This window comes from Antrihabitans cavernicola (assembly GCF_008297975.1).
Lineage (GTDB): Bacteria > Actinomycetota > Actinomycetes > Mycobacteriales > Mycobacteriaceae > Antrihabitans > Antrihabitans cavernicola.
In genome coordinates, this window is sequence record NZ_VLNY01000001.1 from 393655 (window position 1) to 418315 (window position 24661).

34 protein-coding genes are annotated in these 24661 nt (G+C 64.7%); 11 read left to right on the forward strand and 23 right to left on the reverse strand.

Annotated features, from left to right (window positions below):
• Positions 1–146 precede the first annotated feature (146 nt).
• The 5 genes from FOY51_RS01905 to FOY51_RS01925 all read right to left on the reverse strand — a co-directional run bounded on the left by FOY51_RS01905 (position 147) and on the right by FOY51_RS01925 (position 4939).
• Positions 147–938 (reverse strand): ABC transporter permease, encoded by a 792-nt coding sequence (locus tag FOY51_RS01905; protein WP_149428491.1) that lies wholly within the window; start codon positions 936–938, stop codon positions 147–149.
• Positions 935–1876, reverse strand: coding sequence for an ATP-binding cassette domain-containing protein (locus tag FOY51_RS01910; RefSeq protein ID WP_149428492.1), 942 nt, complete (start codon positions 1874–1876; stop codon positions 935–937). Before FOY51_RS01910 ends, FOY51_RS01905 begins: the two co-directional genes overlap by 4 nt.
• Before the next feature lie 11 nt (positions 1877–1887).
• The gene (locus FOY51_RS01915; RefSeq protein ID WP_149428493.1) at positions 1888–2751 is read right to left on the reverse strand and encodes a DUF4097 family beta strand repeat-containing protein; all 864 of its coding nucleotides are present in this window, start codon (positions 2749–2751) and stop codon (positions 1888–1890) included.
• A 26-nt stretch (positions 2752–2777) separates the two neighbouring features.
• Positions 2778–3272: a toxin-antitoxin system HicB family antitoxin gene (locus tag FOY51_RS01920; RefSeq protein ID WP_149428494.1), complete on the reverse strand. Its 495-nt coding sequence runs from the start codon at positions 3270–3272 to the stop codon at positions 2778–2780.
• A gap of 137 nt (positions 3273–3409) precedes the next feature.
• A complete protein-coding gene (locus FOY51_RS01925) occupies positions 3410–4939 on the reverse strand; it encodes an MFS transporter (protein ID WP_214633045.1) in 1530 nt (509 codons plus the stop codon).
• 110 nt (positions 4940–5049) lie between these two features.
• On the opposite strand from FOY51_RS01925, the gene FOY51_RS01930 reads away from it, so the two are divergent.
• Complete coding sequence (locus FOY51_RS01930; RefSeq protein ID WP_149428495.1) at positions 5050–5793, forward strand: TetR/AcrR family transcriptional regulator; 744 nt, start codon at positions 5050–5052, stop codon at positions 5791–5793.
• Here FOY51_RS01930 and FOY51_RS01935 read toward each other — a convergent pair.
• Positions 5790–6506, reverse strand: a complete 717-nt coding sequence (locus FOY51_RS01935; RefSeq protein ID WP_149428496.1) for an SDR family oxidoreductase — start codon at positions 6504–6506, stop codon at positions 5790–5792. The genes FOY51_RS01930 and FOY51_RS01935 overlap by 4 nt on opposite strands.
• Before the next feature lie 52 nt (positions 6507–6558).
• Between FOY51_RS01935 and FOY51_RS01940 the strand changes: the two genes are divergently transcribed.
• Entirely contained in the window at positions 6559–6861 is a 303-nt protein-coding gene (locus FOY51_RS01940) for a winged helix-turn-helix transcriptional regulator (protein WP_235916044.1), read from the forward strand.
• Between the two features lie 18 nt (positions 6862–6879).
• Here FOY51_RS01940 and FOY51_RS01945 read toward each other — a convergent pair whose 3' ends face one another.
• Positions 6880–7872, reverse strand: coding sequence for a patatin-like phospholipase family protein (locus FOY51_RS01945; protein WP_149428497.1), 993 nt, complete (start codon positions 7870–7872; stop codon positions 6880–6882).
• Between the two features lie 93 nt (positions 7873–7965).
• Entirely contained in the window at positions 7966–8598 is a 633-nt protein-coding gene (locus FOY51_RS01950) for a hypothetical protein (protein ID WP_149428498.1), read from the reverse strand.
• Positions 8599–8689: 91 nt separating this feature from the next.
• Between FOY51_RS01950 and FOY51_RS01955 the strand changes: the two genes are divergently transcribed.
• On the forward strand, positions 8690–9457 hold the full coding sequence (locus FOY51_RS01955; protein ID WP_149428499.1) for a DUF2470 domain-containing protein: 768 nt from the start codon (positions 8690–8692) through the stop codon (positions 9455–9457).
• Between the two features lie 66 nt (positions 9458–9523).
• Here FOY51_RS01955 and FOY51_RS01960 read toward each other — a convergent pair whose 3' ends face one another.
• Genes FOY51_RS01960 through FOY51_RS01985 form a run of 6 tightly spaced genes read right to left on the reverse strand, consistent with a single transcriptional unit; the run spans position 9524 to position 12135 of the window.
• Positions 9524–9697 (reverse strand): CsbD family protein, encoded by a 174-nt coding sequence (locus tag FOY51_RS01960; RefSeq protein ID WP_149428500.1) that lies wholly within the window; start codon positions 9695–9697, stop codon positions 9524–9526.
• 12 nt (positions 9698–9709) lie between these two features.
• Positions 9710–10279: a hypothetical protein gene (locus FOY51_RS01965; RefSeq protein WP_149428501.1), complete on the reverse strand. Its 570-nt coding sequence runs from the start codon at positions 10277–10279 to the stop codon at positions 9710–9712.
• The gene (locus FOY51_RS01970; RefSeq protein ID WP_187776135.1) at positions 10276–11187 is read right to left on the reverse strand and encodes a DUF6286 domain-containing protein; all 912 of its coding nucleotides are present in this window, start codon (positions 11185–11187) and stop codon (positions 10276–10278) included. Before FOY51_RS01970 ends, FOY51_RS01965 begins: the two co-directional genes overlap by 4 nt.
• On the reverse strand, positions 11180–11359 hold the full coding sequence (locus FOY51_RS01975; protein ID WP_149428503.1) for a DUF2273 domain-containing protein: 180 nt from the start codon (positions 11357–11359) through the stop codon (positions 11180–11182). Before FOY51_RS01975 ends, FOY51_RS01970 begins: the two co-directional genes overlap by 8 nt.
• A gap of 15 nt (positions 11360–11374) precedes the next feature.
• Complete coding sequence (locus FOY51_RS01980; RefSeq protein ID WP_149428504.1) at positions 11375–11650, reverse strand: Asp23/Gls24 family envelope stress response protein; 276 nt, start codon at positions 11648–11650, stop codon at positions 11375–11377.
• Positions 11647–12135, reverse strand: coding sequence for an Asp23/Gls24 family envelope stress response protein (locus tag FOY51_RS01985; protein ID WP_149428505.1), 489 nt, complete (start codon positions 12133–12135; stop codon positions 11647–11649). Before FOY51_RS01985 ends, FOY51_RS01980 begins: the two co-directional genes overlap by 4 nt.
• 108 nt (positions 12136–12243) lie before the next feature.
• Between FOY51_RS01985 and FOY51_RS01990 the strand changes: the two genes are divergently transcribed.
• The 4 genes from FOY51_RS01990 (at position 12244) to FOY51_RS02005 (ending at position 15664) form a co-directional block, all read left to right on the forward strand.
• Positions 12244–12810, forward strand: coding sequence for an RNA polymerase sigma factor (locus FOY51_RS01990; protein ID WP_149428506.1), 567 nt, complete (start codon positions 12244–12246; stop codon positions 12808–12810).
• Positions 12807–13274 (forward strand): hypothetical protein, encoded by a 468-nt coding sequence (locus tag FOY51_RS01995; RefSeq protein WP_149428507.1) that lies wholly within the window; start codon positions 12807–12809, stop codon positions 13272–13274. The genes FOY51_RS01990 and FOY51_RS01995 overlap by 4 nt, the downstream gene beginning before the upstream one ends.
• Before the next feature lie 28 nt (positions 13275–13302).
• Positions 13303–14076 (forward strand): CPBP family intramembrane glutamic endopeptidase, encoded by a 774-nt coding sequence (locus FOY51_RS02000; RefSeq protein ID WP_187776162.1) that lies wholly within the window; start codon positions 13303–13305, stop codon positions 14074–14076.
• A gap of 358 nt (positions 14077–14434) precedes the next feature.
• Positions 14435–15664 (forward strand): LCP family protein, encoded by a 1230-nt coding sequence (locus FOY51_RS02005; protein ID WP_235916092.1) that lies wholly within the window; start codon positions 14435–14437, stop codon positions 15662–15664.
• A gap of 4 nt (positions 15665–15668) precedes the next feature.
• Here FOY51_RS02005 and FOY51_RS02010 read toward each other — a convergent pair whose 3' ends face one another.
• Positions 15669–15977 carry a hypothetical protein gene (locus tag FOY51_RS02010; RefSeq protein WP_149428509.1) on the reverse strand — a complete coding sequence of 103 codons (309 nt, stop codon included), beginning with the start codon at positions 15975–15977 and terminating at the stop codon, positions 15669–15671.
• Between the two features lie 12 nt (positions 15978–15989).
• Entirely contained in the window at positions 15990–16223 is a 234-nt protein-coding gene (locus tag FOY51_RS02015; protein ID WP_149428510.1) for a hypothetical protein, read from the reverse strand.
• A 163-nt stretch (positions 16224–16386) separates the two neighbouring features.
• On the opposite strand from FOY51_RS02015, the gene FOY51_RS02020 reads away from it, so the two are divergent.
• Positions 16387–16938, forward strand: coding sequence for a ferritin (locus tag FOY51_RS02020; protein WP_149428511.1), 552 nt, complete (start codon positions 16387–16389; stop codon positions 16936–16938).
• Between the two features lie 24 nt (positions 16939–16962).
• On the opposite strand, the gene FOY51_RS02025 is transcribed toward FOY51_RS02020, so the two are convergent.
• The gene (locus FOY51_RS02025; RefSeq protein ID WP_149428512.1) at positions 16963–17178 is read right to left on the reverse strand and encodes a hypothetical protein; all 216 of its coding nucleotides are present in this window, start codon (positions 17176–17178) and stop codon (positions 16963–16965) included.
• Positions 17179–17387: 209 nt separating this feature from the next.
• Here FOY51_RS02025 and FOY51_RS02030 point away from each other — a divergent pair, with 209 nt between their 5' ends.
• Both FOY51_RS02030 and FOY51_RS02035 read left to right on the forward strand, forming a co-directional pair.
• Positions 17388–17936 carry a ferritin gene (locus FOY51_RS02030; RefSeq protein ID WP_149428513.1) on the forward strand — a complete coding sequence of 183 codons (549 nt, stop codon included), beginning with the start codon at positions 17388–17390 and terminating at the stop codon, positions 17934–17936.
• Positions 17937–17947: 11 nt separating this feature from the next.
• Entirely contained in the window at positions 17948–18442 is a 495-nt protein-coding gene (locus FOY51_RS02035; protein ID WP_149428514.1) for a GNAT family N-acetyltransferase, read from the forward strand.
• Positions 18443–18453: 11 nt separating this feature from the next.
• On the opposite strand, the gene FOY51_RS02040 is transcribed toward FOY51_RS02035, so the two are convergent.
• Genes FOY51_RS02040 through FOY51_RS02065 form a run of 6 tightly spaced genes read right to left on the reverse strand, consistent with a single transcriptional unit; the run spans position 18454 to position 23570 of the window.
• On the reverse strand, positions 18454–19668 hold the full coding sequence (locus FOY51_RS02040; protein WP_235916049.1) for an ABC transporter permease: 1215 nt from the start codon (positions 19666–19668) through the stop codon (positions 18454–18456).
• Positions 19665–20543 (reverse strand): ABC transporter ATP-binding protein, encoded by an 879-nt coding sequence (locus FOY51_RS02045; protein ID WP_149428515.1) that lies wholly within the window; start codon positions 20541–20543, stop codon positions 19665–19667. The genes FOY51_RS02040 and FOY51_RS02045 overlap by 4 nt, the downstream gene beginning before the upstream one ends.
• Before the next feature lie 18 nt (positions 20544–20561).
• The gene (locus FOY51_RS02050) at positions 20562–21467 is read right to left on the reverse strand and encodes a DUF5926 family protein (protein WP_149428516.1); all 906 of its coding nucleotides are present in this window, start codon (positions 21465–21467) and stop codon (positions 20562–20564) included.
• Between the two features lie 11 nt (positions 21468–21478).
• Positions 21479–22246, reverse strand: coding sequence for a glycerophosphodiester phosphodiesterase (locus FOY51_RS02055; protein WP_149428517.1), 768 nt, complete (start codon positions 22244–22246; stop codon positions 21479–21481).
• Positions 22243–23229: a DUF4328 domain-containing protein gene (locus tag FOY51_RS02060; RefSeq protein WP_149428518.1), complete on the reverse strand. Its 987-nt coding sequence runs from the start codon at positions 23227–23229 to the stop codon at positions 22243–22245. The genes FOY51_RS02055 and FOY51_RS02060 overlap by 4 nt, the downstream gene beginning before the upstream one ends.
• On the reverse strand, positions 23229–23570 hold the full coding sequence (locus FOY51_RS02065) for a rhodanese-like domain-containing protein (protein WP_187776136.1): 342 nt from the start codon (positions 23568–23570) through the stop codon (positions 23229–23231). The genes FOY51_RS02060 and FOY51_RS02065 overlap by 1 nt, the downstream gene beginning before the upstream one ends.
• Before the next feature lie 487 nt (positions 23571–24057).
• Between FOY51_RS02065 and FOY51_RS02070 the strand changes: the two genes are divergently transcribed.
• Positions 24058–24654 carry a hypothetical protein gene (locus tag FOY51_RS02070; protein WP_149428519.1) on the forward strand — a complete coding sequence of 199 codons (597 nt, stop codon included), beginning with the start codon at positions 24058–24060 and terminating at the stop codon, positions 24652–24654.
• The last annotated feature ends 7 nt before the right edge of the window (positions 24655–24661 follow it).

Sequence of the window (24661 nt, forward strand, 5' to 3'; positions counted from 1 at the left end):
GCCGATCGGAGGCGTGACGTCGGTAGAACCTCCGCGACGTGCACTGACTCCGGTCGAGACGGCTGAACGCGCAGGTTGTGTACGTGTCGCATGGGTTGCAACCTGTGCGACACGTACACAACCTGCGCGTCTCGACCGTTAGAGCGTCAGTTGCTCGGATCCCTGGCGTACAGCTTGCGGGCCCACAGGTAGCCGAGCCCGGCGATCACGATGCACCACCCGATGGCCAGTGCCGCACTGTTGCCGATCGACGTGCCCATCAGCAGTCCGCGCAGGGTCTCGGTGATCGGCGTGAACGGTTGATACTCGGCGAACCACCGGAGTCCGGTCGGCATCGAGTCGGTGGGCACGAAGGCGCTGCCGAAGAACGGCAGGAGCATCAGGAACATCGGTGTGTTGCTTGCGGTTTCGACACTTTTCGACACCAACCCCATAGCGACGGTGAGCCAGGTGAGCGCGAACGCCGTCAGCACCACCATGCCCACAACGGCGAGCCACTCGATGGCGGTTGCGTCAGGCCGGAAGCCCACCAGGAACCCGACGGCCACGGAGACCGCGACGCAGAGCATCGACTGGATGACGGCGCCGAAGACGTGGCCGGTGAGCACCGACGACCTGGTGATCGCCATGGTGCGGAAGCGGGCGATGATGCCTTCGGTCATGTCCATCGCGACCGAGATCGCGGTCCCCTGCGCGGTCGCCGCGAGAGCCATCAGCATGATGCCGGGGACCACGTAGTTGACGTAAGCACTTCGGCCGCCTGCCGCCTCCCCCAGTCCACTGCCGAGGGTGCCGCCGAAGACGTAGACGAACAGCAGCAAGAACACCACCGGCATGCCGATCAGCATCACCGTCATCGAGGGATATCGCCGCATATGACGTAGGTTGCGCCGCAACATCGTCGCGGAATCGGTTGCTGCGTAAGTGAGCGTGCTCATGACTGCAACTCCTTTGCCTGTCCGGTGAGAGAGAGAAACACGTCGTCCAGATCGGGGGTGTGGACAGTCAATCCGACGATCTCGATCGCTTCGGCATCGAGGCGATCGAACACGGCGCGCATCGCTGCCACACCACCGTCGCTGGGCACCTGCAGTGTCAGGGCGTCGTCGTCACGACCGACGGAATCGATTGCGTGAGCGGCCCTGTCGAGGCTTTCGACATCGGCGAACTGCAGCTCGAGATGCCCGCCGGGGATCAGCCGCTTCAACTCGTCAGCGGTGCCCTCGGCCACCAGGATGCCGTGATCGAGCAGGGCGATCCGGTCGGCGAGCTGATCCGCCTCTTCCAGATACTGCGTGGTGAGGAAGATGGTGACGCCGTCGTTCGCGACCAGGTTGCGGATGATGTCCCACATGGTGCGCCTGCTGCGCGGGTCGAGTCCGGTGGTCGGCTCGTCGAGAAAGATGATGCGCGGGCTCCCGACCAGCGTCATCGCCAGATCCAGTCGACGCCGCATGCCGCCCGAGTAGCTGGCGGCCGGCTTGCCTGCGGCCTCGACGAGATCGAACTGCACAAGCAGTTCCTGCGCACGGCGGCGACCCTCAGCCCTGCCGAGCCGGTGCAGGTCGGCCATCAGAATCAAGTTCTCGGTGCCGGTCAGCAGGCCGTCGACGGCCGAGAACTGGCCGGTGACACCGATTTCCGCGCGAACGGCGTCGGGATCGGCGGCAAGGTCGTGACCGGCGACGCGGACGATCCCCGAGTCGGCACCGATCAACGTCGAGAGGATCTGCACCATCGTGGTCTTGCCCGCGCCGTTGGGCCCGAGCAGCGAAAAGACGGTGCCCTCCGGTACTGCCAAGTCGATGCCGTCGAGCACGGTCTTCTCACCGAACGACTTGCGAAGACCGGTGACGGCGATTGCTGTGGTGCTCATGTCTGCTCCATTCATGATCGGTACGCCACCGAGGATCGGTGAACGATGATGTCGCCCATGGACGTTCGGGCGCGGACTTCGACGACCTTGCCCGCCGCAGGGCTGCCGGACTCGTCGAGCGTGCTGTCGACGCGGCCGAATTGGGTGTGAGCGTCCAGCCATGCCGCGGTTCCTTCGCGGACACCGATTTCCAACTCCCCCAGTGCCGTTTCGAGAACGACTGCGCCCTCCACGACCTCGGCGACACGAATGTTGCCGTTGGCCGTCTTGGCATCGACGGACGCGTGAGCCGACCCGATGGTGACGGCACCGTTGGCTGAATTGACCCGAATGTCGCCGGTCACGACGTCGACCCGGGTCTCGCCGTTGGAATTCTTGATCGCGGCGGTGCCGTCGATATCGCGAAAGGTGATGGCGCCGTTGCCGGTGCTTGCTTCGGTACGACCGATGACGCGATTCACCGTGATGTCACCACTCGAGCTGTCCGCGTTCAGCTTTGCGGTCTGGTCGAGGTGAATGCCGCCCATCGAGGTCTTGATGATGCAGTCACCGAGCCGCCCCTCGCTCCGGAACGTTCCGAGCGACGAGTCGCCGGAAACCTGCGATCCAGTCGGCACCTCGACGAGGACGTCGATGGATCCGGTCGGGCCGAACGGGCTGTACATCTTCCACTGCTTGAGTGACTTCACCGTCAAACGGCCGTCGGCGAACCCGACCTTGCACTGCTCGGCAGCTTTGACGTCGGCAGGCTTGGACGGATTGCTCGGCGTCACGGTCACCATCGAGTCGGTGCGGTCGGACGCGTCGATCGTCACGTCAGCCACCATCACGTCGATGATCACGGCGATCGGATTGGGAGTGTCGTAGGTCTGCATTTCGATTTCCTTTCGGGGAGACGGGGCTACTTGACCCAGCCGGTGTAGCGCTGACCGCCGGTGGACATGCGGCGGGTGGATCGGGGTTCGGGGGCTTCGAGCGCCGCGGAGGCAGCCCGGACGAGCCAGGTGTTGACGGAGAGCGACTCGCGGGCGGCCGCTTCCTCGATGCGCGTCTTGAGGCTTTCGGGAAGTCGAAGATTGATGCGTGACGTGGTTCCGTCGTCGTCGGCGATCACCGGCAGCGGCGCCGCCTGTACCTCTGCCGGGTGTTCTTCGGGCGGAAGCGTGACGCGGAAGCTCGGGTCGACGCCGCGCAGGCGAACGTCGACGTAACCGGGCGCAAGTTCGCGGGTGATTTCGCCCGCCGCATCGGAGAGTGCGCTCAGGAGCGTGAGCCTGACGGCCGATTCCAGCGGAGCCGTCAGACGATCGGCAAGGGCGCGAGCATCGTCGCCACCTGCTTCGGCTGCAACCGCCAGTTCTCGACGGAGGTTGTTTACGTAAGGCGTGAGGTCCATGGCATCACTATGGCACCGTCGTGGTGTCATTGCAACACCTATGCGGCACCAAGTTGCCGGACGCTGGCGCCGCCCCACGCCAGCGAAGGGTCCCCCGCCACCTATAAACGGTGGTCAGGGGACCTCTTGCTCACGTTCTAGACAGTGTCGAGATGGCCCGCATTGCGGAGAAATAGTGCACAGAGGATGGCGGCGGCGACCATGACAACCGCGCCGGCGCTGGCCTCGACGTTCATTCCGGTGGTGAAGGCATCGCGTGCGGCAGCAAGGATGGCACCACCGTTGGGCAGGTGATCGGTGACCGCGATTGCGCCGCCGAGCGTCTCGCGGATCGCGTGCCGAGTCTCGTCGGGAGTTCCCGCCGGAATGGCCGACGCGACATGATTGCCGTAGACCGCGGCACCGATACTGCCGAGGATCGCGATGCCAAGGGCGCCGCCGAACTCGGAGCCCGTTTCGATCACTGCGGACGCCGACCCTGCACGCTCCGGCGGGATTGCGCCGAGCGCAACCTCGGTCACCAACGTCATCACCGCGACGAGCCCGGCACTGAGTACGGCGGCTCCGATCAGAATGACCGCAAGCGACGACGTCGCATGGACGTTGGCAACGATTGCGAATCCGGCCGCTGCGATCAGAAATCCGCCTGCCAGCACATATGCGCGATTTACCTTGGCGCCGAGCGTCGTTGCGATCGGCGCCGCCCCTGCGACCACCACGGACGGAGCCAAGCTCCACAGCGCTGCCTTCAATGGGCTCATCGCAAGCACCGACTGCAGGTACTGCGTCATGAACACCGCGTTCCCGACCAGCGCGAACATTGCAACCGAGTTGGCGATCGCCGACGCGTTGAAGCCGCGGTTGGCGAAGAGCGACAGGTCCAGAATCGAATCAGGGACAACGCGCTGCCGCTGCACGAACGCCCCACCGAAGATCAGACCTACGACGATGAATCCGACGTAGTCGGCCGAGAATCCGTTGGCCGCCCACTCTTTGATGCCGTAGATCAGCGGCAGAATTGCGGCGAGCGAGAGCACCGAGCTGATGTAGTCGAAGCGGCCGGGGTTCGGCGGGCGGAACTCTGGCAGCAATACCGGTCCGATGGCCAGGAGCAGGAGCATCGCCGGGATGTTGATCAGGAACACCGAGCCCCACCAGAAGTGCTCGAGCAGGGCGCCACTGATCACCGGTCCCAGCGAGATGCCGCCGGTCATCACGGCAGTCCAGATCGCGATGGCTTTACCGCGATCTTCGGCGTTGTGGAACATATTGCGGATCAGCGCCAACGTCGATGGCATCAAAGTGGCACCGGCGATGCCGAGAATGGCGCGCGCGGCGATGAGAACCTCGGCCGAGGGCGCGTACGCGGCCAGGATCGAGGCGAGGCTGAACCCGACGGCGCCGATCAGCAGCAACCGCCTGCGACCGATCCGATCGCCGAGCGACCCCATCGTCAGCAGCAGACCTGCTAGGACAAATCCGTAGATGTCGAAGATCCACAGCTGCTGCGTAGCGCTCGGGTCCAGGTCACGGCTGATGAACGGCACCGCGAAGTAGAGGACGGACACGTCCATCGAGACCAGCAGCAACGGCAGCGCCAGGACTGCCAGGCCGGTCCATTCCTTGCGTCCGGCTCGCTGTTCCTCGTCTTGCATCATTTCGGTCATCACTGCTCCTCATATCTGTTTACGTCGTCTACTGTCGACGATGTAAGCAAATGTACAACTCGCTGTGTAGGATGTAAACAGATCGAGCAAAAATTCTTCGAGGAGTCGAGATGACGCAGGAAATGGCAGGTGGCGAGGTCGAGATCCCCGACTTCCTTCGGCAGCTGTGGACAGGCGTCGACGTGGCCCGACCGGGTCCGAAGCGCGGCGTCGACCTTGCGACCATTGCCGCTGCCGGCGTTGCCATCGCAGATGCAAAGGGGCTGGCGGCGGTATCGATGCGCAACGTCGCCGCCGAGCTCGGGCTGACGTCGATGGCGCTCTACCGGTATGTGAAGTCGAAGGAAGAGCTGGTCACGCTCATCGTGGACGAGGCATTCGGTATCCCGGACTATGCCGACGAGCCGGACGCGTCGTGGCGCGAACTGCTGAACGCATGGGCGCAGGCCAACCGCGGCAAGCTCGTACAGCATCCGTGGGTGATGGAGGTGGCTGTCAACGAGCCGCCGCTGCTGCCGCACCAGATCGCATGGATGGAACGTGGCCTCGCAGCGTTCGCGGATACCGGCCTGGAACAACAGGAGAAGCTGTCGTCGATGTTGTTGGTCGACGTCTATGTTCGCGGCCAGACCCAGCTGTCGGTCGGCTTCGGTGGCGACACCGATGCGGGTGAGCTGTACGGGCGCCGATTGATGCAGCTGATCGACCATGAGCGTTTTCCACGCATCACCGATGCGCTGATGTCAGGCGCTCTGGAAGACGACAACAGCGATTTCGCGGTCGACGAATTTCGCTTCGGTCTCGATACCGTTTTCGACGGCATAGCAGCCCGAATTGCTGCGCGCGCAAGCTAATTCAGGTAGTCGCCGCCACCGACATAGACGGTGTGACCGGATTCGACGGGCGAGTTGACAGCGTCAGCGATAGCTACAGCAAATTCCTCGACGGTCGGCAGGTCGCCGTGCTCACGGCGCGCATCGACAGCGCCCGGGTTGCGACGTTCCAGCAACCGCACGATGATCGTGCCCTCGATCATGTCGCCGGAGACGACGACCAAAGTGATTCCGCGCTCGGCCAATTCGGGAAGCCTCGCGCGCAACGCATCCTCGCCTGCACGCTTGCTCGCCGCGATCGGCTCGTAGTCCGCAGGCACCGGTTTGCGGCCATGAAAGTGCGCCTGATGGCTGGTCACGAAGACGATCCGACCGCCGTCTACCAACTTCGGCAACGCGAGGTCGACCAGTCGTACCTGGGCGTCTCGGTTGATCGACATCGCGTAATCGGGTCCGGCGCCCAACTCCAGACCACCGGATGCGTTGAGCACCAACACATCCAACTTGCCTATCTGGTCCAGCATCGCCTCCACCGCAACCGTGTCGGTGACATCGGCGCCGACGACGTCCGCCGACCCACCGGCAGCGGTGATCTCGTCCGCAATCGCCTGTGCGCGTTTGCGTTTCTCCCGGTAGTTCAACACCACGTGGCTTCCGCCCGCCGCGATCTGCCGAGCAGCCTCCGCGCCGATCCCCCTCGACGCGCCGGTGATCAATACGACCCGCTTGTCCATCCGACTCCCTCCCCTGAGTGCTTCTAATTTAGAATCACTATGGTAGTTCGGAATGAGAAGCGCAAATGATCTGTCGCCGATGCTGGCCGCCATGGATCTGGTGGGCCAGCGCTGGATCCTGCGTTTGCTGTGGGAGTTGGAGCCCGGTCCGCTGGGTTTTCTCGAGCTACGACGCCGCGTCGGCAATTGCTCGTCCAGCGTGCTTTCCGAACGGCTGCAACAACTTCAGACGGCGTGGATCATCGAGAAGGATGCGAACGCACAGTACGAACTCACGCCGAAGGGCGTCGAACTCGGCGTTGCGCTCGAACCACTGTGGAACTGGTCTGAGCGTTGGAGCAAGCTGGGGAAGTAGCCCGTGCCAACGAATACCCTACGCCTCCGCGAGGTGCCTGACACCGCGGCGGCGCGCGAGAAAGGTTGCCGCAGCCGACCGACCGGCTTCGTAGAGCGTCTCCTGCGCCTGCGGTTGGATGCCGAAGTCGAGCGATTGGAATCCGCTGGTGTCGACGTAGATGGTGCGCTTGTTGATGCCGTCGTCGGTGTCGAGACTGTAGCGATTGGTGTCGTCGGACGTCATCGTGTGCAAGCAAGCCAATGCGATCTTGGCGGCGGAGTTCAACGGTTCGTCTTCTGCCGTGATCGTCGGCTTGGCAGAGAGCTTGATGCCGAAGGTGGGCCAGCGCTCGGGTTTGTCGTCGGTGCGATCGAAGACCGTGATCGGGAAGTTCGAGAGCAACCCACCGTCCACCCAGGTGCACGAACCGTTCCCCGAGTCGACGGTGACGGGCCGAAAGAAGAACGGGACCGACATCGACGCGCGCACGGCGTGCACCACAGACTGGTCGTCGGCCACTTTGGTGTAGTGGTGGTAGTCCCACGGCAACCGCACCAACGCCTTCCGAGTCAGGTCGCTGGTATGAACCACCAGCGAATAGCGCTGGTGCGCTGCGAGACTGCTGCCCTCGTCGGGTGGCAACCGTAGATCCCTGAACGTACGGACGTCGACGTCCGCCAACAACGGACCGAGCCACTGGATCAGATAGTCGCCCGTGTGCGCACCCTTGTGCAGCAACACTTCCCATCCGTCACCAACCTGACCGACGGCCTTCTGTAGCCGATTTCCGTCCTCGAAGCGGCGATAGTTCACTTCTCGCATCACGGGGACCAGGTCCTGTAAGTCGCGGCCCGCCCGCTGGTAAGCGGCGACAAGTGCGCCGACGATCGCGCCGGCGCTGGTCCCCGCGATTCGCTCGAAACGGTAACCGGCGTCGGATAGTCCCAGCACCGCGCCCAGCAGCGCGATTCCCTTCACCCCGCCACCTTCGAGCACCAGATCGACAGATTGTTTCGGCTGTTCAGGCATCACGACCCCCGCGAGACTCTGTGGCTTGTCTACCCATCGAACGCTATCTCCGGCGCGAAATGGAAGCGTGAGTAGCGCGGTACTCGTTTCGGCTCAGTCGAGCAAACCTGCGGCGACGAGGTACGCGGTCGCTTCGTCCACATCGCCGATCTCGATGCCCAGCAACACTTCCCGGACGGCCGCGCCGGCATCCGGGTGCAGCGCGTTCAGCGCAGGGACGTTCGGAGCCGCGAGGGCCGTCCGAATATCGTCGCCCCGCAGTGCCGCAACGGTGGCGGCAAGGATCCGTACGACGGCGGCGCCGTCCGCCGCGCGAGCAACGAAGCCGACGTCGGTATGGGCGATGACGGCGAGAAAGTCGGCGATCCGCCCCACCGGTTCGGATACCGCGATTCCCGCGCTGTGCCCCGCCGCGGCGATCGCGCGCGTCGACTCCCCATCCGGATCGGCGACGAAGATCGCGAGCGGGCCCGGCAACGCCAGCGCCTCGCCGAGCTGATCGGCGGGCACATCGAGGTGATAGCGCACGATCCGATCGCTGCGAGTCGGCTCTTGATCCACCGCCACGATCACCTCGCCATCGGAGCTCTCGAACTCCGACGCCCGCACGATCCGCGGCCCGATGTGCGCACCGCGAGGCCGCCCTGACCTGGGCAAGAGCAGCCGATCGGTGAGACCTGCGCGATCTCGCGGTTCCGGCATTCCGAGGGTCAACGGTATGGACACCCGATCACCGTAATCCAACGAAAGACTTGCGCTCACGATCCGGCTCACTTAGCTTAGGTTTACCTAATACTCCGACAGTGAGGGTGACACCGTGGCCGTCATCTCGACCGTTGCGCCTTCGACAGCAGAACGCATCCGCAGTGCCTGCGCGCGTGCGTCCGACTCGATGCTCGCCATCCCGGGCTGCGATCCCGTTCCCACCGCCGTCCACCATCTCCGCCCGTGCGGCGACGCGATCGTGGCCGTGCACACGGATTCGGTTGCCACAGCGTTGGCCTGGCAGTCGGGCAACAGCGGACTGCCCGGCGTCCTCGAGCTCACCGATCGGACGCCGTTGGCGTTGCGCGAGCCGGTCCGATCGTTGGTCTGGCTACGCGGCACGGTTCGCCCGTTGGCGCCGCATGTCGAGCGTGTGATGCTCACCGAGGTTGCCGAGGAGCACCCACACCCGGCGCTGCTCGACGTCGGGCATACGACGTCGTTGCTGTGGCTGCAGCTGGGTTCCGCGGTGGTCGCCGATGCGACCGGTGCCGATTCGGTGGACGTCGAGGATCTCCGCGGCGCGACCCCGGATCCGTTCTGGGAAATGGAGACCGAGTGGCTCCAACACCTCGACGAGGATCACGGCGACGTGATCGATCAGCTGGCCCGCCGCGTGCCACCGTCGTTGCGGCGCGGCCGAATTCGGCCGCTCGCGCTCGATCGGTACGGCATTACGTTGCGCGTCGAAGGCGATCACGAGGACAGCGATGTCCGGCTGCCGTTCAACCAGCCGGTCGACGACGTCGACGCTCTCGGCAAGGCTGTGCGCATCTTGATCGGCTGCCCATTCATGAACGGCATCCGCAAGCGCGCCTGAACGCGAACGAGGGGACCACCCGCTCCCCCGACGGAAGCAAGTGGTCCCCTCAGTGCGTGGTGCTGGTTACTTCTTGAAGACGTCCTTGACGCTCTCGCCGACCTTCTTGACGCCGGCGACGCCCTGGTCGCCCTTGCCTTCGGCCTTCAGGTCGTCGTTGTTGGTGACATCTCCGACAACTTCCTTGGCCTTACCGACGGCGTCCTCTGCAGCGTTCTTCGCCTTGTCGATGAATCCCATGGGTTGTTCCTTTCAGTGATCGCCCGCGGTCGCGGGCGAATTCTGTGACTGCCGCACGGTGTGCAACAGAATTCTCGAGGCAACAGTCATTCCGGCTGCGGCACGGTCTAATTGGCGGCGGGTGGCAACGGCGTCGTCCGCGACGCTGTTGAGGTCCGCGGCGGGGTCGATCACGGCGGCGATCTCGAGGATCACTGTGCCGCGCTCACGCACCGCTCGCCCCTTGGCGCTGACTATGTTGGGTCTGCCGGCCAGATCGCTCGCTGCCACGGAGGCGATCGCCGATGCGTCGACCTTCAATGCGCCGGTCGGGTTGGAGCTCGGCAGCGGTTGCGCACCAACGGATCTGCCGGGCAAGTGACCCAGCAACCAGCGCAACCCGACCAGGACGAGCACCACCCCGGCGGCTCCGACGGCCCACAACCACCATGACGATTCGCTGGCGTCGAGTAACGCGGGCGCCGCGATGCGCTCGCGGTCGTCGGGCAGGTATCCGCGTTGCCAGGCAAAGGCACCCAAACCCACCGCGATCAGCAACAGCCCCAGAAGCGCAGCGACACAACGATCTACGACTCTGTTCACGGCTGCACCGCCGCAGCGACCTTGACCTTGATGTTCGGCACGGGCGTCAGGATGGCGACTTCCCTCGCCACTGCGTCGGTCACATCACGGTGGACCGTTTTCGTGTCGGCATCGGGCAACGCGGTGACCGTAATCTTGGCGCTGCGCTTCGACGACGTCGCGCGACCTGCGACTGCGCCTTCGACGCGCCCGACTGCCGTTTCCAGCAGGTCACCGAGATCGTTGCGGCGCAAGAACACTCCCTCCAGCAGCAGTGCGCGATGGGTACGACGCCGCGGCTTGATCGCGAGCAACACCAGGATCACGCCCAGCAGGGCAGCACCGACGCCGGCGGGCACCATCCATGACTGCGCCTGCAGCCCGTCGATCCAGTCGACGACCGGCGGCGACCAGCGCGCACCACCGATGGCTCCGGCCCCGATCAGGACCTCACGTATCGCGACCACACCACCCGCGATCAGCAGCAAGGACGCGAGCACGCCGACGGATGCCGCTGCAGGCGTAGCCCTGGGAACGAGGCCGCCCGGAAGTTCCGGAGCCGCGTCCTCTTCCGCCGCGACATCTCCTGCCACCAATGCCTGCACCGTCACGTCGACCTTCTCGACTGTCTGGCCGGACATTTCGGCAATGTCGGAAGCAACACGATCGCGCGCCGCCGCGGCGACCTTGTCTATCGATTGCGGCCAGTACGCGGCGACGGCAACATTCGCCCGCACCAGCCCGCCTCGGTTGTGCACGTCGACGCGCGGCAACGTGCGGCCCGCAAGCTTCGCGAGACCGGACGACGCCTGCGACGACGTGCCGTCGACAGCCGCTGCTGCCGCCGATGCGATGGTCGACACTGCGCGGTCGTGGACGGTGAGCGTCCCACGATCGTCCGTCAGCGTCGGCGTGGTTGGACTAGTCACGGCCGCGCCCCCGCAGCACACCGCTCAGATCCAGGTCGCCGTCGAGGTAACTGCCGACGCCGTAACCGACGGCGCCCAGCACAACTGCGAACAAGAAACCGGTGAAACCGCCTGCGGCACCTGCGATCGCAAGCAACAGCCCGACGATCAAGCCGATATAGGGGGTACGCATAACGTCAACTCCTGCTCATGGCGTGACGACGTCTTCGATCGTCACATGGATCGGACCGCTCACTATCGGGGCAACCGCGTTGCGCACGACGGATGCGGTTTCTCGAACCGGCGCGCCGAACTCGAGCGAAACGTGCACTTCGGTTCCGTTGTCCGCGAACCGAATTCCTGACACCTTGCGCCCCGGTAGATAAGTGGCAACCTCGCCGAACATCCCGGCGTGCAACTGTGCCACGCCGGGAACGGCGGTCACCGCCGCAGCGATCGCGTCGGCCTTGTCGTCGTCTGTCACTGCACTCGCGCGGTCTGCGCGGGAGCCTGCTCGTCGTCGCCGCCCTCGTCGAGGTAGACGTCGTGCACCGTGATGTTCACTTCGGTGACATCCAACCCGGTCATGCGCTCCACTGCAGCAATCACGTTGCGGCGGATGCCAACTGCCAGGTCGGCGATCGACACGCCGTAGTCGGCGACGATGTCGATGTCGACGGCTGCCTGACGTTCGCCGACCTCGACCGACACGCCCTGCGAGTGATTGACGCTGGCACCGGGGATGCGCTCACGCAGTGCGCCGATAGCGCGGGATGCACCGCCCCCGACGGCGTGGACGCCCTGCAGCTCGCGGGTCGCGATGCCGGCAATCTTCGATACGACGGTGTCGGCGATCGTGGTGCGGCCGGTGGAACTGACCAAGGCGGAGTCGCCGCGGGTCGCAACGTTGGACCCGGTCGTCGTCGCGCTCTGCGTGGCGGAAGGAGCGGTGGTCGTCGAACTGGTCATGGGTTACCTTTCCCGTAGATTCTTTCTGACAGACAGTGAGTCGTAGGTAGTGCGGGAAACCGAATGCCGATCTCCTGTGACCTGCATCACACTTACTGGGAGGCCTGTATGCCGCAGTCTCCCGAGAGGTGGGAAGACAAGTCCGACGAGTCACTGGTGCGTGCCGCGGTCATCGGCGAGCAAGCGGCGTTCGTGACGATCGTCAACCGGTACGGCCCGCAGATGCTGCGTTACTCGCGCACCCTGCTGCACGATTCCGCGGACGCCGAAGAAGCGGTCCAGGATGCGTTGACCGCCGCATGGAAAGGGTTGGACGACTTCCGTTTCGAGTCCAGCCTGCGCACCTGGTTGTTCACGCTTACCGCGCACAAGGTCATCGATCGACGCAGAAAGCGTAGTGTCACCACGATCGGCGGCGAGGTGCCCGACACTCGGCCCGCCGACGCAAGTTTCGATCCCGAGGCACGCGCGAGCAACGCGCAATTGTTCGACGCACTCACTGCCGCGCTGGCGGATCTGCCGTACCGGCAGCGCGCGTGCTGGTGGCTTCGAGAGATCGAAGGGATGCGACTGACGGAGATCGGCACGATCTTGTCGCTGAGTCCGGATGCGGTGCGCGGCCAGATCGATCGAGCGCAGAAGGCGCTCAGGACGAGGATGGTGAGGTGGACATGACGGACAGCGACGCCGACGACGCGATTGCGCGAGCTGTGCGCGAAATCCGTTCCGCCCCAGAGGAATCGAACTGGATCGACATCAGCAGTTCCATCATCTCCAAGATTTCGAAGACCGGTCGACGAAGCTGGCCCATCGACGCAACCTTCACGGCCGGCGCGCCCGACCGTTCGGACGACACTCTCCGCATCGGTGATCGATTGGTACGCACAGCATTACGGCGTGCCGTCGATGGCGTGCACCGCTGCGAAGTGACGGCCGTCGACCTCTACCTCGACGACCACACCTGTACCGGCGCATCCGTCACCGTCACCGGGATCTACGGTGACGACCTTCGAGCTGTCGGTGCCGAGTTGGCACGCACCGCGGCAGGCGCACTCGACGACATACTCGGCCCCGCGGCTGCAGGACGCACCATCGACATCACCATCGACGACATCCACACCGGTCAGCATCGAATCTGAAGGCTCACTCACAGTTGCGGCAGGCACAATCGGACCCGTGAGTGAGCAGTCGACCGCGCCGGACGAGCGCACAGGCATCAAGGTCGAGATCGTCGTCGTCCTGCTCGTCACGTTCGGATTGAGCGGACTGAGTTCGCTGGTCTCGCTCACCGAGTCGCTCAGCAACGGTGCCCTTGCCGGCCAAACCGTCGCTCTCAATCCGTCGCGGTCGAACAATTCGATGTTCGACCTGCTGTGGCAACTTCTCGGCGTGCTGAAGCTGTGCGCCTGGTCGGCGCTCGGGCTGTATCTGTTGTGGCGCAGCGGCGTGCCACCGCGGCTGGTCGGCCTCGCGAAATCACATCTACGACGCGACATACTTCCCGGCCTCGGGTTGGCCGCACTGATCGGTATTCCCGGCCTCGGGCTGTATCTGATCGCGCACGCACTCGGCGCGAGTCTGACGGTCATCCCCAGTTCACTGCACGAACATTGGTGGCGACTGCCCGTGCTGTGTCTGTCCGCCATCGCCAATGCCGCCGCCGAAGAGGTGCTGGTGGTCGGCTATCTACTCACCCGACTACGACGACTCGGCTGGTCCGAGAACCGATCGCTGCTCGCGTCGGCCCTGTTGCGCGGCAGCTACCACCTCTACCAGGGCATCGGTGGTGGCCTCGGCAACGTGGTGATGGGACTGATCTTCGGAAGGGTGTGGCAGCGAACGAACCGACTGTGGCCGCTGTTCATCGCACATGCGCTGATAGACGTCGTCGCTTACATCGGATATTCGGCGCTACACGGACACGTGTCGTGGCTCCCCTGACCTGGGGCCGCCGCTACCCGTAATGTCGGAGAACATGACCGGCAACCCCCGCGACGACGAGAACCCACCGCGCATTGCGCGCAGGCAGGGTCCCCCGCCGCAACAGGGACCGCCGCAACAGCAGCAACCTCCGCGCCAGCCACCGCCTCGCCATCAGGCTCCGCCGCCGCCTCGAAACCCCCAGCCTGGGCGTTTCGGCCCGCCGCAGCAGGGTTCGGCGCGTCAGGGCCCGCCCCCACAAGGGCCGCCGCAGCAGGGTCCGCCTCCACAGCGTCCGCAGTACCAACCGCCGCCACCGCAACAACAACCCCCGCAACAACAGCCCCCGCGCAGGCCCGATCCCGACGCTACGCATGTCATCAGGCCCAATCGTCCGTCGCCGCCGCCCGCAGGCGGTCAGGCCTGGTCGCAGGTCCCGGAACCGCCGATCCTGCAACGACGCGAGGCGCCCCGCCCGCAACAGCCACCGCCGGCGCGCAGCCACGCACCGACCCAGCAGCCGCAACCGTTTGCCGAGCCGCCACCACCGCGTCGGCCGGGCCGCGCTGCGGTACCGCCGCGCAAGCCACCGAAGCCGCTCGCCTCGAAACCACCACGCGAGCCGAAGCCGCCACGTAATCCCAAAACACCGAAGCCACGACGCAAACGTCGTTGGGGTCGCCGCATCGGTCTGCTTCTACTGGTTCTGCTGATCGCGTTCGTAGGCAGCATCATCTATCTGGATCGGGCTCTGACCCGAATCGATGCGCTTGCCGACTACCCGGATCGCGTCGGCGATACACCGGGAACCAATTGGCTGTTGGTCGGTTCGGACAGTCGTAGCGGGTTGACGCCCGACCAAGAGCAGGCTCTCGCGACCGGCGGTGACACCGGCGCGGGCCGCACCGATTCCATCATCTTGATCCACATTCCGAAGTCCGGGCGTTCGACGATGGTGAGCATTCCGCGCGATTCCTACGTCGACATTCCGGGCAACGGCAAAGACAAGATCAACGCCGCGTTCGCGTTCGGTGGCGCACCGTTGCTGGTGCAGACGGTCGAAGGGGCGACCGGCATTCACATCGACCACTACGTCGAGATCGGCTTCGATGGGTTCTCCGGCATGGTCGACGCGGTCGGCGGCATCGACGTGTGCCTCAAACAACCCATGAACGATCCGCTGGCCGGCGTGAACCTGCCCGCAGGTTGCCAAAAGCTGAAGGGTCCGCAGGCGCTCGGCTTCGTCCGCAGCCGCGCGACGGCCCTGGCCGATCTGGACCGGATGAACAATCAGCGCCAGTTCATGTCGTCGTTGATGAAGAAGGCGACCAGCGCAAGCACGTTCCTGAACCCGTTCCGGTTGTTGCCGCTGATCGACGGGACCGCCAAGTCGTTGACGGTCGACAATGGCGACCACCTCTGGAACCTCGCGGGATTGGCGTGGGCGATGAAGGGCGACATGGTCACCACCACGGTGCCGATCGGTGGATTCGAAGACGAGGACGGCTCCGGCAACGTCGCCCTGTGGGACCACGACAAGGCCGACCAGTTCTTCGGGGCTCTCGCGAAGGACCAACAGATACCGGACTCGTTGCTCACCGTGGGCTGACGAATCAGCGGGGCACCACAGTGCCCTCCGGGAGTTCGTACTCCTTCAGCACCACAGCATCGCCATAGAGAATCGGAAAATCGTCGCCCTGAACTTTCGGAACGATGAACATCATCTTCAGGAACAGGTTTGGATCGACACCACGTAGCGGCTCCAGCGACACCACCTGCCTACTGCCGTAGGGGTCACCGACCTCGCCTTCCCATCCACCGAATTCCTCGATGTAGCTGGCGAGCGTTCGCCCCTTGTAGCCGAACCGGGCCGCATAATCGATCGCAGAGGGTTCCGCTGCAATCCGAACTCGTTCCTTCACAGGAGTCCTCTTTCAGTTGAGCCGGTAACTGATGATTCCGCCGCCGCAATCTTCGACGGCCCACACAGTTCCATCTGCATCCCTGGTGACGCCAACAGGCACGCACTCCATCGGCGCGGACGAGTGACCCACTCGCGCCTGCACCGTCGAGGCAGCAATAGACGGCACCCCCGCCGCCGCAGATCCAATACCGCCGAGGATCAAGCCCACCCCGGTAACAACGGTGACACCAACCTTCGTCAACATCCTTGCCCCCTCTGGTCGAGACTCCGGCACTAACCGCTTGCTGGAGCCCGCTTCGAATTCCTGTCACAGAGTTAGATGCAGAAGAGCGCCCGATGGTTCCCTGACGATTGTTCGAATCTCCGCAGCGAGGATGGATTCCACGCCCTCTAGTAGCCTTCGATGCATGTCGAATCCGTTCACCAAGAGTGACAGTGCATTCCACACTTTGCTTCGCGAGCAGATCCGGCACGAGTTCACCGCGTCCCAGCAATACATCGCGATTGCCGTGTACTTCGATTCGAGCAGGCTGCCGCAACTGGCGCGCCGCTTCTACACGCAGGCGAGCGAGGAGCGCGGGCACGCGCTGATGATGGTGCAATACCTGCTCGACCGCGATCTGCCCGTCGAGGTATCCGGCATGGACGAGGTGACGTCGACCTTCGATTCCGTCTCCGGCGCAGTCGAACTCGCTCTGAACATGGAGAAGGACGTCACCGCGAAGATCACCGCGCTATCGCGCAGCGCTCGGGAAACCGGCGACTATCTGGGCGAGCGATTCATGCAGTGGTTCCTGCAGGAGCAGGTAGAGGAAATCGCGAGCATGACCACGTTGCTGACGGTGATCGACCGCGCAGCAGGCAACACATTCGACATCGAAGAGTACGTCGCCCGCGAATCGAGCACGACGACCAGCGCCGGCGCAGCCGCCCCGAAAGCCGCAGGCGGCGGCGTCTGAGTAGCGACTATGTTTGAGTAGCGACTACGGTGCCGTCGCGAATCCGTTGACAGGGGCGGACGGCGAACTCGACGGCGCGCTATCCGTCGCAGGCACCATGGTGGCGGACGTCGGCCCATGCGGTTGTGACGACTCCGCATAGGCCGTGACGGATCCCGCGATGGCGCCTGCGACGCCGAGCGAAACCAGCACGCCCGCTGCTCGCCGCACCAACCGACGATTCGATTCGACCGTAGCCATGTGCTCCTCCATCCAGCGGAGTCATCATCGACATCGGCTGACTCTGTGAGGACCATCGTGTCGCCGCATGCTGGGAAATCTCTCTGAAAGCGATGTGAAGTGGCTTCGACAATCGCAGCGAATTAGCTCTTCCTAATTTAGGGAACACTGCCCTCAATAAGGCTGGACTTGGATGACAAGGCCTTCTGACCAGCTATATCTTTGTCGACATGAGCGCACCAGCCGACACCCCGCGAAGCAAATTCCACGCCCTGCTCCACGATCAGATTCGCAACGAATTCAACGCCTCGCAGCAATACATTGCGACGGCAATTTGGTTCGACAATGCCGATCTGCCGCAGTTGGCCAAACATTTCTATTCTCAGGCCGTCGAAGAGCGCAACCACGCGATGATGATCGTCCAGTACTTCCTGGACCGTGACATGAATGTCGACCTCACCGGTGTCGACGCATCGAAGTCGCACTTCGACGACGCCCGCGAACCGATCGCCCTGGCGCTGACGCAGGAGAAGACCGTCACCGATCAGATCGTCCAGCTCGCGTCCACCGCGCGCGAAGAGGGCGACTACCTGGGTGAACAGTTCATGCAGTGGTTCCTCAAGGAGCAGGTCGAGGAGGTCGCCACCATGACGACGCTGCTCACCATCGCCGATCGCGCCGGTGCCAACCTGTTCGACCTGGAGGAGTTCGTCGCCCGCGAAATGGGCGCTGCGGCAGACACTTCCGGTGCTCCGGCAGCGGCAGGCGGAGCTATCTGACGTCCACTTCGATGGACAGCGACGACGTGCGGATCGAAGCGTTCGAGGGCGATCATCGCAGCCTCGAATGGTCGTTTCGCGAAGCCGAAGACTCCCAGTCGAAGCTCGACAGCTACATCGACGACGGACGGGTGTGGGTGGCGGTCACCGCGGAGAACGAGGTGATCGGCCATCTCCACGTCATCGCCAGCCCGGATGGCACCAGTTGGGAAGTGGTGAACACCGCCGTCGTCGAACGTCGGCGCGGGTCGGGCGTCGGTCGCCGCCTGCTCGACACAGCCGTGGACGAGGCTCGTCGAGCGGGGGCGCACCGCATCGAATTGGCCACGGCGACTGCCGATATCGGCAATCTCCGGTTCTATCAGCGATGCGGATTTCGAATGCGCTCGATCGTGCGTGACGCGTTCGGCCCGCACACCGGCTACAACGAACCGATCGACGTCGACGGCATTCCCCTCCGAGACCAGGTGTGGTTCGACCTCGATCTCCAGTCGTCGACGCTCTAATCCTCGACGCTCTAATCCTCGACGCGCAGGGCCTGACGGAAACTCAGTCGGCCCTGCGTTTGCATGAGCGAGCGTCGATAGATCTTTTCCGCGATCACCACCACGCCGTAGGCGGTCGCCGCCATGATCGCGAGTGAGAGCAGCGGCTCCCACCACGACGCTGTGCCTGCCACGACTCGGCTGGGCATCGCCACGATCGACACCAGTGGCACATACGACGCCACCACCTGGCCGACGCCGGACACGAAGATGCCGATGAACAGCACCGCCATGATCATCACCGACAGCGGCGTCGCCGTCGACTGCAGATCTTCGCTTCGCGTCGACAGGGAACCCGCCACCGCCCACAGCGCTGCCAGCGCCAAGAACCCGACAACGAAGAAGACCACGAACCAGCCCGCCGCTCCGGCAACCTGCCCGATCTGACTACCTCGGCCCGTCGCCGCCATCCCGATCAAACCCGCGGCGACGAACAGCACCAGCTGTCCGAGAGCCATGGCCGTGCTCCCGAGCACCTTCCCGACCAGCAACTGCCGCAACGGAATTGCGCTCGCCAGGATCTCGACGATCCGATTCTGCTTCTCCTCCACCACGCTCTGCGCGATCACCATGCCGAACACAATCGACGACAGATAGAAGAGGAAGGCGAACACGAAACCGACCACCTTGGCGGTGCCTGCGTCGGCGCCGTCGGGGTCGAGCAGGTCGTAGGTGACGGAGCTGCCGCTCTGCAGTTGCTGCACCGAGGTACCCGCGGCCTTCGCGTTGCGCTCCACCGATATCTGCTGTGCTGCCGCGGTGATGTATTTGGTGGCATCGGTGTTCTCGTTCGACTTGCCGATCAGCCGCCAACCACCGTCGACGGGAATCAGACCGACGTCCACCTTGCCGTCACGCACCTGCTGCTCGAGGCCTGCGAGATCCGGGGAGTCGTGCGTGTTCAACTTCACGTTCGCATCTTGGCTGTCCGCGATCTTCTGACCGGTCTGCAGCACGGTCGCGGCATCCTGGCCGGTCACCGCGACGTCGATCGTGGTGGCGCGGCCACTGATCCAGCCGCTGAACAGGATCGAGGCGACGATGATGACCAGGGTCACCACGGTCGAGACCAGAAAGTTGCGGTCGTGCAGCTTCACGGACATCTCGCGGGCAGCGACGATTCGCCAAGCGCCGCTGACCGGTTGCCGTGCGGCGGTGGCTGAGCTTTCGGACACACTGCTACTCACGCCGAGACCTCTCGGTAGATGTCGGATATCGACGGCGCCACTTCGGAGAGTTCCCGAACTCCGCCGCGGCGCAACGCCTCGGCCAGCACCTGGTCGGTGGTTGCGCCGGTCAGTTCCAGCAGCGCCGACGAGCCGTTGTGCTCGACGACGGTGAGCCCGGGTACCTCACGCAACCACGACGCGTCACCGTCGAGGACGAGGCGGTGGCGCGTCGTTCCGGTGTTGCGGAGATCGTCGGCGGTGCCCTGCGCCACGATGCGACCACGGTTGAGAATGATCAATTGATCGCACAGCCGCTCCACCAGATCGAGCTGATGCGACGAGAACAACACGGGTACACCACGATTCGTGTACTCGCGAAGCAGGTCGACCATCGAGTCGACGGCGATCGGATCCAAGCCGGAGAACGGCTCGTCGAGGATCAGCACGTCGGGCTCGGCGATCACCGCGGCCGCGATCTGGACGCGCTGCTGATTGCCGAGGGACAGCGACTCCAGCTTGTCGGAACTGCGATCGGCGAGCGAGAACCGTTCGAGCAAGCCGGCTGCCGCCGTCTTCGCGGACGCGGCATCCCGGCCCTGCAAGCGCGCTAGGTAGATCAGCTGGTCCAGCACCGGCTGCTTGGGGTAGAGACCACGTTCTTCCGGCATGTAACCGAAGCCACGGCGGTCCACGGCCGTCACCGGCCTTCCCTGCCAACGAATTTCGCCACCGTGCGACGCAAGAACGCCCATGATCATGCGCATCGTTGTGGTCTTGCCCGCACCGTTGCCACCGACGAAGCCGGTCAGCTGCCCGCCGGGAACGCCGAACGAAATGGCGTCGACCGCAACGCTGTCACCGAATCGTCTTGTGAGCCTGTCGATCTCGAGCACAGATCCCCCCTCGTTGCCTTACCGCAGCGTGACCTGCCTGCTGCGGATGCCGTCACGCGAACGCCGTTCCTCCGACGTCAGCGGTGTATCGATGGCGAGAGCCTCCACCAGGCGCTCGCCCAATTCTGTTGCCGCAGGGGTCCATTCGCTCGCATGGCGCTCGTTGTCCAGATCGAACACCGGAACAAGCAGGCCGTGCGTGCGGAACGATCCCGCAAATCGCGAACCCTCGCCCAGGTTCAGTTTGCCCGCTGCGTGCAGGCGGGCGAGGGCGAGCATCAGGTCGTCTTCGCCTTCCGGTCGCACCCAGCGCAGGTGCGCCTTGTCGCCGGCGTCGACCCACCACGCGGCGTTCAGCCCGTCCAGGCGTGCCGACGGCATGATCGCCTGGTTGGCGCGCTCTACGGTGGCCGCCACCTCGGCATCGGGCGCAACGCCCTCTGGGATCCACCAGTTGAAGTCCTTGTGGACCGTGATGTCGAGGACCGCGTCGGCGTCGACGATGTCCGCGAAGGTGGGCGTGACCGCATCGAGCGGTGCCGAGTTCAGCGACTCACCGGGCTCGACCGTCGTCGCCCACTGCGCTGAGAATCCGAAGCCGACCGCAGGATCGGCAGGCTCGGCCTGCACCTGGACGGCGATGTAGCCGGTGGGCACGTCGTCCTCGGAGCGAACCAGAGCTGCCACCGCTCCGGGCAGCACGGTCGCCAGATTCAGGAGACGGTTGCCGTCGCGAAGTGTCAGCGGGGCGGTCGCCGTCGGGACGAATTCGCGCATCGCGACGAGATCGCATTCGGCGGCAAGACCCTCGAACGGCCGGACCACGGCGGTCGACGCCTGTTCCTGCGCGGCCCTGCGCTCGGCGAGCTTCTCGGCTCGATTGCTGTTCGGCTTCGGAGTGTTGCGTTTGCTCTTCTTACCCACGAAGGCAAAACCTACACGGCAGCAAGCCAGCCCTTGGTTCTGCCGGGGTGGTTGGTGGCCAGCCAGCTGACGCCGAGATCACGGCACAGGGCGACATCCTCTTGATCGTCCACGGTCCAGCAGTAGGTGGCCCGGCCTGCCGCGGCAGCACGATCGACCAGCTCAGGATGCTCGCGCAGCGTCTTGACCGACGGGCCGACGGCCGTGGCGCCGACGGTCGTGGCCGCACCGCCTCCCAGGTACACCGACGAGTCGCCAAGCAGCACGGTCGGCAACAACGGCGCCGATCGACGAATCCGCCACACAGCGGTGGCCGAGAAGGACATGACGACGGCGCGCGAATGATCGGCCGACGGTGGCGAGGCGATGCCGAATCGCTGCAACTCGGCGAGCACCTTGTTCTCCACCAGCCCGCCGTAGCGAACCGGATGCTTGGTCTCGACGAACAACTTTGTGGGCCGCGCGCGCCAGTCGAGCACCAGCGTGATCAGTTCGCCGAGCGTCAGCACCGTCGCAGGCCTGCCGGGGCCGCCGAAGTCGAGTTCGCGTAGCTGTTCCAGCGTCATCTCGCTGACCAGGCCGGTGCCGTTGGAGGTGCGCTCGACGGTCCGGTCGTGCACACAGACGAGGTGTCCGTCGCGGGTCAGCCGCACGTCGCATTCGACGCCGTCGGCACCCTGTTCGAGCGCGAGTTCGTAGGCGGCGAGGGTGTGTTCCATCCGCTCGGCCGATGCTCCGCGATGTGCGACGACGAAAGGCTCGCGAGCGTCCGGGGTCACTTCGCAACGACCTCCTGCTGAGCAGTCTTCGCGACCGGCCGGATCGGCTCGATCACCGGGTGTGCGGGACCGGTGGCAGGCAGCCACCGCTTCGGGACCAGTGCCCGACCCACCGCGTCCTGGCCGTCGATATCTCGCATCACCATGATTGTCAGCACCGCGACGCCCATCGCAACCAGGTCGGTGAGCGCGGTGAAGAACACGCCGTCCACCTTGGCCTGCAACGAATCCGCGAAGCGCCACGCCAGGGCTGCGATCGTCATCGCTCCACCGAAAACCCAGGCGCACCACCAGGTTCGGATCAGTTTCTTGCGCTTGGGCGTTGCGTCCGCCGTGAGCTCGGTGAGGAAGACGCCCGGCATCGCCAGGTTCACGACAGGGATCAGACAGCCGAGCGCCAGCGTTCGCAACGACCGCGGATCTCGACGTCCGGCGTTGTCGAAGGTGCGTCGACGCGCTGCGGCAAGCCACCCGACCGCGGCGACCGCGGCGACCACCGCGGCAAGCAGAGCCAGGATCGACATCATCCAGACGGCGGTGTCGGACAGCGCGAGCACCAACGGATCGATCAGCCGTGTCCGGTTGTACAGCAGCACGATGTAGCGACCGATCTCCGCAGCGCCTGCAACGGCGAACAGCACGGCGGCGACGGTCGTGAAGTAGGGCGCGCGATCGGCCAGTCCGGCGAATCCGCGTCGACGACGTGTGCTCGGCAGCGCGGGCGGTGGATCGAGCAGACCCCAGCGCGGTGTCTCGCGGTAGGCGGGCGTCGGACCGAGTCGGGCGGGCCTGCGCCGCGGTTGCGTGGTCGGACCGTCGGGCCGACGGACCACCCAGCGGTAGTTGCGTCGGCGCGCAGGAGCATCGATAGGCGCAGGTGCGAACAACACACCCTGGCAACGCGGACACCACTGGATCGGCTGGCCCTGGACCGGCCACTGCGCGCCGCATCGCGCGCACAGTTGCACCGAGTTCGCGTTCATCAGTAGATCTTCGCCTGACCGTCCTCGTTGGTCAGCGGACGTCCCGCCTTCTGCCACGCGACCATACCGTCACGCACGTTGACGGCGTCGAATCCCACGTTGTTCAGAAACTCGACGGCGTGCACGGAACGGCCGCCCTGTCTGCACACCACGTAGAGGTCGGCATCCATGTCGACTTCGCCGAACCGCCCGGGGATCTCCGCCAACGGAATATGGACGGCACCCGGGGCGTGGCCCAGCGCCCACTCGTCGTCTTCGCGGACGTCGAGCAGCACCACCGACTCGGACAACTCCGCAGGCACCTCGGTGGCCGAAATCGACGGAACGTGGGGGAAAGTCACATCTTCGATACTGTCACGCCCCGCATACCCTGCACACTGCCCCTGATCCAGGATGTGGATAACTTCCAGCGAACTTGGACAGCCGGTTTGTTTCTGTGGATTATCGCCACAGTCGGGCTGGAAATGTGAGCCACGCCACTGCCCCTGGGTACCTTATCCACAGTTTCCACAGGCTGATCCACAGAAATTGGCTATCGGGGCGCCCGTGTTCCACAGGTTGCGCCTATCAGAGCTAACAACACGCTCAGGAAGAAGGACCCTTGCGCGGACCACGACCGGGCCGAGATTCCCCCTCCAAGACCTCGGGCCGGCCGCGTCCACCTGTGCGAGGCCACTCCTCCCCCACATATATTGAGACGGACGTGGGGGCCGTTCGGTTCCACGCGGTGACGAATATTCGTGCGGCCATGCCGAATCGCCGGTCGGCCAGGTGAGCAACAAACATTTTCGCCACTCCCGGTTCGCTCGGATCGGTTAGCCTGAGCGCGTGGAACTGAGCGACGAGCAACGCCACGGACTCAATACCGCCCTCTCCGAGGCCACCTACGTGGGGCTGACGATCGATGAAGCGGCTGCCACCGTGCGGGTCGAACTACAGGTACTCGCCCTTCCGGCAGAGGGTCCCGCAACCGAGAATCGGACCGTCATCCTTGCGCTGACCGGCGTCGGACGGATTGCCGCGTCGTTGCGCAAGAAGGACTGGTACGACGAGGATCCGATCGTCGAGCCGCTGGACCTGGCGGGTATCGATGCCGCCGTTCGTAGCTTCGGCGGCGGTGCTCTGCACGGCTGGGAATTCTTCGATCTACCGGACAGCAGCTGGACGCAGTGGCGTGAGTTGCTGAGCCTCGACACGAAGGTCTCCGACCAGCCCGCCGACCACGTGGTCGAGCTGTATCAGCAGGACGGTGTCGGCCCACGCGAGCTGGACATGCGGATCTGGTTCACCGACGTGTCCATCCGCAACGACGGTGACGCCGATATTCCCCTGCAGGACTTCATCGACGGCGGCGCCCGCTGGTGGGACGCACACGATCACAACGATCCGCGCGCAGTGACCGCAGAGGTGGCACCGCCGCTGTAGTCGAGTT

What these genes read in the sequence shown, in the direction of transcription:
- FOY51_RS01905 (WP_149428491.1), bottom strand. Translation starts at nt 938, where the DNA reads ATGAGCACGCTCACTTACGCAGCAACCGATTCCGCGACGATGTTGCGG.
- FOY51_RS01910 (WP_149428492.1), bottom strand. Translation starts at nt 1,876, where the DNA reads ATGAGCACCACAGCAATCGCCGTCACCGGTCTTCGCAAGTCGTTCGGT.
- FOY51_RS01915 (WP_149428493.1), bottom strand. Translation starts at nt 2,751, where the DNA reads ATGCAGACCTACGACACTCCCAATCCGATCGCCGTGATCATCGACGTG.
- FOY51_RS01920 (WP_149428494.1), bottom strand. Translation starts at nt 3,272, where the DNA reads ATGGACCTCACGCCTTACGTAAACAACCTCCGTCGAGAACTGGCGGTT.
- FOY51_RS01925 (WP_214633045.1), bottom strand. Translation starts at nt 4,939, where the DNA reads ATGACCGAAATGATGCAAGACGAGGAACAGCGAGCCGGACGCAAGGAA.
- FOY51_RS01930 (WP_149428495.1), top strand. Translation starts at nt 5,050, where the DNA reads ATGACGCAGGAAATGGCAGGTGGCGAGGTCGAGATCCCCGACTTCCTT.
- FOY51_RS01935 (WP_149428496.1), bottom strand. Translation starts at nt 6,506, where the DNA reads ATGGACAAGCGGGTCGTATTGATCACCGGCGCGTCGAGGGGGATCGGC.
- FOY51_RS01940 (WP_235916044.1), top strand. Translation starts at nt 6,559, where the DNA reads ATGAGAAGCGCAAATGATCTGTCGCCGATGCTGGCCGCCATGGATCTG.
- FOY51_RS01945 (WP_149428497.1), bottom strand. Translation starts at nt 7,872, where the DNA reads ATGCCTGAACAGCCGAAACAATCTGTCGATCTGGTGCTCGAAGGTGGC.
- FOY51_RS01960 (WP_149428500.1), bottom strand. Translation starts at nt 9,697, where the DNA reads ATGGGATTCATCGACAAGGCGAAGAACGCTGCAGAGGACGCCGTCGGT.
- FOY51_RS01975 (WP_149428503.1), bottom strand. Translation starts at nt 11,359, where the DNA reads ATGCGTACCCCCTATATCGGCTTGATCGTCGGGCTGTTGCTTGCGATC.
- FOY51_RS01985 (WP_149428505.1), bottom strand. Translation starts at nt 12,135, where the DNA reads ATGACCAGTTCGACGACCACCGCTCCTTCCGCCACGCAGAGCGCGACG.
- FOY51_RS01990 (WP_149428506.1), top strand. Translation starts at nt 12,244, where the DNA reads ATGCCGCAGTCTCCCGAGAGGTGGGAAGACAAGTCCGACGAGTCACTG.
- FOY51_RS01995 (WP_149428507.1), top strand. Translation starts at nt 12,807, where the DNA reads ATGACGGACAGCGACGCCGACGACGCGATTGCGCGAGCTGTGCGCGAA.
- FOY51_RS02015 (WP_149428510.1), bottom strand. Translation starts at nt 16,223, where the DNA reads ATGTTGACGAAGGTTGGTGTCACCGTTGTTACCGGGGTGGGCTTGATC.
- FOY51_RS02020 (WP_149428511.1), top strand. Translation starts at nt 16,387, where the DNA reads ATGTCGAATCCGTTCACCAAGAGTGACAGTGCATTCCACACTTTGCTT.
- FOY51_RS02025 (WP_149428512.1), bottom strand. Translation starts at nt 17,178, where the DNA reads ATGGCTACGGTCGAATCGAATCGTCGGTTGGTGCGGCGAGCAGCGGGC.
- FOY51_RS02030 (WP_149428513.1), top strand. Translation starts at nt 17,388, where the DNA reads ATGAGCGCACCAGCCGACACCCCGCGAAGCAAATTCCACGCCCTGCTC.
- FOY51_RS02035 (WP_149428514.1), top strand. Translation starts at nt 17,948, where the DNA reads ATGGACAGCGACGACGTGCGGATCGAAGCGTTCGAGGGCGATCATCGC.
- FOY51_RS02060 (WP_149428518.1), bottom strand. Translation starts at nt 23,229, where the DNA reads ATGAACGCGAACTCGGTGCAACTGTGCGCGCGATGCGGCGCGCAGTGG.